This is a genomic window from Tardiphaga sp. (assembly GCF_044340795.1).
Lineage (GTDB): Bacteria > Pseudomonadota > Alphaproteobacteria > Rhizobiales > Xanthobacteraceae > Tardiphaga.
On record NZ_JBIISY010000300.1, the window covers coordinates 1 to 6372 of the forward strand.

Annotated in this window: 4 protein-coding genes; 2 read left to right on the top strand and 2 right to left on the bottom strand. The window is 58.7% G+C overall.

The annotated features are described in order from the left end of the window. Positions 1–190: 190 nt before the first annotated feature. The gene (locus ACIQ17_RS29425; protein WP_398472978.1) at positions 191–2554 is read right to left on the bottom strand and encodes a PAS domain S-box protein; all 2364 of its coding nucleotides are present in this window, start codon (positions 2552–2554) and stop codon (positions 191–193) included. Between the two features lie 110 nt (positions 2555–2664). Beyond that, the gene (locus tag ACIQ17_RS29430; RefSeq protein WP_398472975.1) at positions 2665–2871 is read right to left on the bottom strand and encodes a hypothetical protein; all 207 of its coding nucleotides are present in this window, start codon (positions 2869–2871) and stop codon (positions 2665–2667) included. A 410-nt stretch (positions 2872–3281) separates the two neighbouring features. On the opposite strand from ACIQ17_RS29430, the gene ACIQ17_RS29435 reads away from it, so the two are divergent. Both ACIQ17_RS29435 and ACIQ17_RS29440 read left to right on the top strand, forming a co-directional pair. Then, the gene (locus ACIQ17_RS29435; protein WP_398472979.1) at positions 3282–3692 is read left to right on the top strand and encodes a DUF3597 domain-containing protein; all 411 of its coding nucleotides are present in this window, start codon (positions 3282–3284) and stop codon (positions 3690–3692) included. A gap of 222 nt (positions 3693–3914) precedes the next feature. Continuing rightward, positions 3915–6212 (top strand): putative bifunctional diguanylate cyclase/phosphodiesterase, encoded by a 2298-nt coding sequence (locus ACIQ17_RS29440; RefSeq protein ID WP_398472976.1) that lies wholly within the window; start codon positions 3915–3917, stop codon positions 6210–6212. The last annotated feature ends 160 nt before the right edge of the window (positions 6213–6372 follow it).

Here is a 6372-nt window from a genome sequence, read left to right on the forward strand (position 1 = left end):
TTAAGATAGCCAACCACGCCGCTGATAACGAAGAACGCGAGCGCAAGCGCCAATCCAAGGGCGACGCCGGGATCAAGCCCCAGCCTGGAGGTCGCGGTGCGAGATGTTGTCATGGAAGTCCCTTAACGACTCGGGTGCTCGGTGCGCCGAGCGAGAAGTGGATGCGGATACAAGGTGGCGGCCGGTTCGGTCACGGCGCACGTTCTGCAGAGATCGGGTTGCGATTGCCGATCGATTTTCGCAAGACGTGTGAGAGAACCTCTACCGAATACGGTTTCTGCACAAGCTCAAACCCCTCATGGGCGTGGTCCGCAAGCACACTGCTATATCCGCTGGTCAAGACGACCGGCAAACCTGGATAACGATCCCGGATGATCAAAGCGAGTTCGACGCCGTTCATTCCCGGCATGATGACGTCTGAAAAGACGAGGTCGTAGGATGACGCGTTCTCCGCGAGCATTGCGAGTGCCTGGTCGGCCGACGTCGCCCAATCGGTGGCATAGCCGAGATCTTCGAGCAGTTCGGTGGAGAAACGTCCGACCTCGACATTGTCCTCGACGACGAGAATACAGTTTCCGAAGCCGCCCGCAGAATCCACCGACGGCAAGGTCACGGTTCCTACAGCGGTCGGTTCGACAGCGCGTGGCAGATAGATCGTGAAGACGGATCCCGCGCCGATAAGACTGGAGACGAGAATGTCGCCGCCCGACTGCTTTGCAAATCCGAAAACCTGGCTGAGGCCAAGCCCGGTGCCCCGCCCCACCTGCTTTGTGGTAAAAAACGGCTCAAAAATGGCTTGTAGATGCTCGGCCGGGATGCCGGCGCCGCTGTCAGCGACCGCAATCGCCACGAATTCCCCCTGCCGCGCACCGTGCGATCTGACGGGCGGAATACCGTCTGCCTCGCGATAGGAAATGGCGAGTTGCCCTTCACCGTTCATGGCGTCCCGCGCGTTGACGGCAAGGTTGACGAGAGCGGTCTTGAATTGCCCGATATCCGCCAGCGCGAACAGCTTCGATGGCGTCTCCTTGACCTCGATGGCAATCCTTGCGCCGACCAAGGGTTGGACGAGGCTTGCCACATTCCGGACTTGTGCAGCCACGTCGAAGATCACGGGCGCCAGTGGCTGGCGCCGCGCGAAAGCGAGCAACTGCGATGTCAGTCGCGATGCACGGTCCGTCGTGTCGGAAATCGCGTCCACGTATCGTCGTCTTCGATCTTCCGAAAGGTCGCGTCGTCGCAGGAAATCGGTTGCGGACCGGATGATGGTCAGCAGGTTATTGAAGTCATGGGCGACGCCGCCGGTGAGCTGACCGACGGCTTCCATCTTCTGCGCCTGGCGAAGTGCCTCCTCGGCAGTGCGGTGGTCGGTGGTATCGACCGCCTCGGCCAAAATAGCCGTGACGCGTCCGCTCTGATCGGTGACCGGACGTAAGGCAACATCGAGATGACGACGACCGCCCGGAAGATTGAGTTCAAGCTCCTTCCGGAAGGCCGATCCGCCGATCGCGTCGCGGACGCCGCGCTCGATCGTCTCCATCGCGCCGTCCGTCCCGGCAAACCACACGGACTCGGCAAACGGGCGACCGACGACGTCTTCCAGATTGACCTCGGCGGCCGCTAGCGATGTGGCATTGGCATAGAGAAGCCTGCCGTGCAGATCGAGCAAGCCCTGATACTGGTTAGTGGTCTCCAGGATAGCGAGAAGCTGGGATTCGCGGCTGCGAAGCTCGTTGGTTCGCTCCCCGACCAATCCTTCGAGGCGTTCGTTCACCGATCGCAGGTTGATTTCGGCCCGTTTGGCATCGGTGATATCGTGGGCGACTCCGATAAAGCCGATATGTCTTCCAGCTGGGTCCCATCGGGGTTGTGATTCCGAACGGATCCAGCGATATTCACCTGCGGCATCGCGAAATCGCGCCTCCAATGTGAAATGGGCAAGCGATGCCTCTCCGGCGACACTCTCGCGTTTGACACGTTCGGCATCGTCTGGATGCAGGATCGTACGCCAGTCGAACGCCAAGGCTTTCTTATAAGGAAGCCCTACGAATTCGGTATAAGCCCTGTTCGCGAAGCTCCGTGTTCGATCCAGTTGGGTCACCCAGATAGGAACCGGGGCGCTGTCGGCGATCAACCTGAATCTTTCCTCGCTCTCCCGCAGCATTTCTCGTGCCAAGGAGCGTTCGGTGATGTCCATGTGCGCACCGACGAGCTTGATCGCGCGCCCATCGAGACCGCGTTCAATCCTCGCTTCGACTGCTATCCAGCGGATCTCGCCGTCGCTTGGTCGGACGATACGGTATTCCGCAGCGTATCGGTCGGACGAACCGTGCAGGACGTCAAGGAAGTGACGTTCCGTCCGATCACGGTCATCTGGATGGATGCGCTGGACCCAGTCCGAATGGCTTTCCTTGGCGGCTTGCGGAGGCAGACCGTGGAGCGCGAGGTATTCGGGAGACCGGTAGTTGCGGAAACCGTCGCGCAAATCCACAATGACACCGCCAACTTTGGCAATGCGCTGGACTTCGGCCAGTTCGCTCTCGCGCTCCCGCATCTCCCGTTCGGTGGTCGTTTCGCTCACTTCACACCTGAAAGTCCGACCAGTCGGAGTTGACTGTCGGGATATAGCACGATCGCCGAGAAAGCGGTCAATCGTGCGTAAGACTACTTGACCTCGAGCACACCGTTCGCCCGCAGATCGGCACGCACCTTGCGCACGCCGGCGAACTCCTTGCCCAGCGAGCGGGCCTTCTTTTGGACGGATGTTGACGAACGACCGAGCGCCGCGCTCGCCCGCATCAGCGTCGCGCCTCCTTCGGCCAGTTCGATCAAACGTGTGACGTCCTCAGGCGTCCAAGGCTTGACGATCAACGTTCTCCTCCAGCCCACCGGTGAAGCCGAAACATGCTTTGTCACTAGGCGGCGTGGTCGATTGTCGCATCGAAAGGATTCGAATATGCCCGATGATACTGCCGACAGGCAAGAACACAGCCTCACGAATTTCTTCGGGGACATTGCCCACGAGAGCTTGCGAATGGCAAAACCTGAGGAATGATCGCGCCAGTGCAGCGCACAATAGCTTCGGAATCGCAGCTGGCCGAGAATGGAAAACATTGTACGCGGCGCGTGTCGCGATACTCCAGAAGATCCGCGGGCACAGGGCCAAGCGCACGGGCGAAAGTCATAACACGCACGATGCTGCGCCTGAAGGCCCCGAAACATTGAGCCGTTTTGCGTGTTGTGTCCTCGCCGCGTATCGACGGCTAAGACAGGAGACGACGATGAGTATTTTCGGGAAAATCATGGGCGCGATATTCGGGCACGCGGAAGCGGCACCGGGCGGATCGAACACGGCGTCCACGGGAGCGGCGGCTGGCTCAATACCTGCCAACGCGGCCGAGGCGTCGTCCGCGCCCAGCGGGGCAACAGGCACCAATGTCGATGTTGCTCCGATCCTCGATAAGGCGGTAGCGGCTAAGGGAGAGAAGCTCGAATGGAAGACATCGATCGTCGATCTGATGAAAGCGCTCGACATCGACTCCAGTCTGACGGCGCGCAAGGAGCTCGCCAAGGAATTGGGATATACCGGCGACACGTCGAACTCGGCCGATATGAACGTATGGCTGCATAAGCAGGTCATGACTAAACTGGCCGCCAATGGCGGCAAGCTCCCGGCCGACATCAAGACCTGATTACGGAAACGGTTCGTTAACCTTAAACTCCCAGTGTGTAACAGGCCTCGGGTACAGGACTCACACCGTGGACGTGGCTTCGAAAACCCGCTGTCTCACCGGCGGGTTTTCTGTTTGCGCTTCATTCTGCCTTCCTCGAGATGACTCAGTTCGCCGCGGGCTTCTAAGAATCGCGAGCTGAGGCGAAATATTGAACTCCCCAAGCGACCAGGCCGCGGACACATGGTACTGGCACTTCGTCAACCGACTTCCAGAATATTCGGCGCCGCTGTGGCAGAGGCTTTGGCATACGCCGCAGATTATCGCCCCATAACCACGATTGATGCCGACATCAAACGTCCGTTAGCCGCTTCCCTCTTTTTTCGCCCCCGGTCCGGGCACAATCGCTTCATCAGGGGCGTTGCAAAGATAAGTTTACCACTTGTCCGCAAGGTCGCTTCCCAGACTGATAGTTCGAGCGAGATGATGAACTCTGCCGCGGCGTTTACTTACTTAATTATCGTTTGCCTTTGGTCAGCCGTTCTTGTCACGGTTGCAGTTGCCTTCTCCAAGCACAGAAGGACGCTCGGCACCGGACGGCTTCTGCTTATCGTGGTGACGATTGATACCCTGCGCAACATCGTCGAGAACATCTACTTCGGAGCTTATTTCGGCGCTCAATATGGAATTTTGCCGAGCGGAATTGGCGCACTGCTCAGCCTTCCCTACCTCCTCATCATTCCAAAACTTCTCAATGTTGTAGCGGCTGTTACCGTTTTGGTCCTGCTTCTCTTCCGCTGGCTTCCGTTGACGCAACGCGAGAGGGCGAAAACCGATCGGATGGCAAAGCTCGTCTCTGACACGCTGCGCCGTGAAGTGGAAGAGCATCGCCGCCTGTTCGAGACGTCGGTTGACCTGATCGTCGTGACGGACCGCGATCGCATCGTCAAACGGATCAGCCGCAGTTGCGAAGCTGTGTTGGGCTATTCGCCTGAGTCTTTGGTCAACAGCTACGGCGGCGATCTAGTAAAGCCGGAAGCGCTCGAATTGCTTCGTGTTCGCATGGAAGCGTCGATCGGCGGGGCCGAACCCGGCATCCAGGACTTAGAATGCGAATTCCGCCACAAGGACGGACATTGGGTTCCGATCGGCATATCTGGGGTCTGGTCCGAGGAAGCCGAGCGTTTCTTTCTCATCGGCCGCGACATGACTGCCGCAAAGCAGACTTCAATGACGCTTCGGCGGCTCGCGCACTACGATGCCCTGACGGCTCTACCGAACCGGATCAGTCTGGTCCAGTATCTCGAGGAGCGCCTTGCCGATCCAAAGGGATCCCTCGTGGTGGTCATGTTCGATCTCGACGGGTTCAAGGACGTGAACGACAGCCTAGGCCATGAATTCGGCAACGCGCTGCTGCAACGCGTTCCGGAACGTCTTCTGCACCGTGCGCCTCGGGACACTCGCCTTTACAGATTTGGCGGGGACGAGTTCTTCGCCGTATTCGAGATCGATGACCCCCTCGCCGTCTACCGTGTTGTAGACGATGTCCTCAGCGATCTGCGTGAGCCCTTTGACATCGATGAACACCGGGTCGTCATCGGTGCGAGCGCTGGCGTGGCTTTCGGTCTGCGCGACGCGTCGAGCGCCGAGGATTTATTGGCGAACGTGGACCTCGCGCTTTATGCCGCCAAAAGCGCGGGGCGGGGAAAAACTCGCTCGTACAGCCCTCTAATGAGGGCGTCGGCCTACGCTCGGCTCGAGCTCAACAAGGAACTCCGGCGAGCAATGTCCGATCGCGAGTTCATCCTCCACTTCCAGCCGCAGTTCCGGTTGTCGGACAAATCAATGGTAGGCGTCGAAGCCCTTTTGCGTTGGAACCATCCGGTGCGCGGGTTGCTTCCGCCCAATCTTTTCATCGAGGCATTGGCCGATGGGCCTTATGCCAATGACGTCGGAGACTGGATCCTTGACGAGTCCTGCAAGGCGATCTCGCGATGGCGCGCCGATGGTCGCGAACTGCGTGTCGCCGTCAATCTCTTTGCTTGTCAGTTTGCAGACGGCAAACTCGTTGCCCGGGTGAAGCAAGCCCTTGAGAGATGGCAACTGCCGCCTCACGCCCTCGAACTTGAAATCACCGAGAATATCGTTCTGGGTAGCGATGCAAATCTCGCATCCCTTCGATTGCTGCGTGAATTGGGCGTGCAGGTGGCTTTCGACGACTTCGGCACGGGCTATGCCTCGCTGTCATGCATCGCCACCTATCCGATCACGAGAATTAAGATTGACAGATCATTCGTCCGCAACATCGATGAGGGGTCGTCCGTGCAAGACACCGCAATCGCGAGCTCGATCATCTTACTGGCGCATAATCTGGGCCTGTCCGTGACGGCCGAGGGTGTCGAAACGAGCGCTCAGGAAGCGTTCCTGCGCAGACGAAATTGCGATGAAGTCCAGGGCTTCAAATATGCGAAACCGCTTCCCCCCGGCGAATTGGAACGCGTTATGTCTAAGAGCGGCGGCTGCGAACGACGTTCGGCCTAACTATCATGAGCAAAAAGGAATTGCCTTGCGGCCTCGGGCAAACTTTCTTTGGGCGCTTGTCTGGACGAGATAAACGCCGATCAACTGCTGCTTGCGCCCGTCCGGCCAAGTGACTTCGTGGCCCATTCCTCGAATGCAGCAAGTTCCACGACTTCAAAGC

Coding starts and splice junctions, on each gene's coding strand:
- ACIQ17_RS29440 (WP_398472976.1), top strand. CDS start 3,915: ATGGTACTGGCACTTCGTCAACCGACTTCCAGAATATTCGGCGCCGCT.
- ACIQ17_RS29435 (WP_398472979.1), top strand. CDS start 3,282: ATGAGTATTTTCGGGAAAATCATGGGCGCGATATTCGGGCACGCGGAA.
- ACIQ17_RS29425 (WP_398472978.1), bottom strand. CDS start 2,554: ATGCGGGAGCGCGAGAGCGAACTGGCCGAAGTCCAGCGCATTGCCAAA.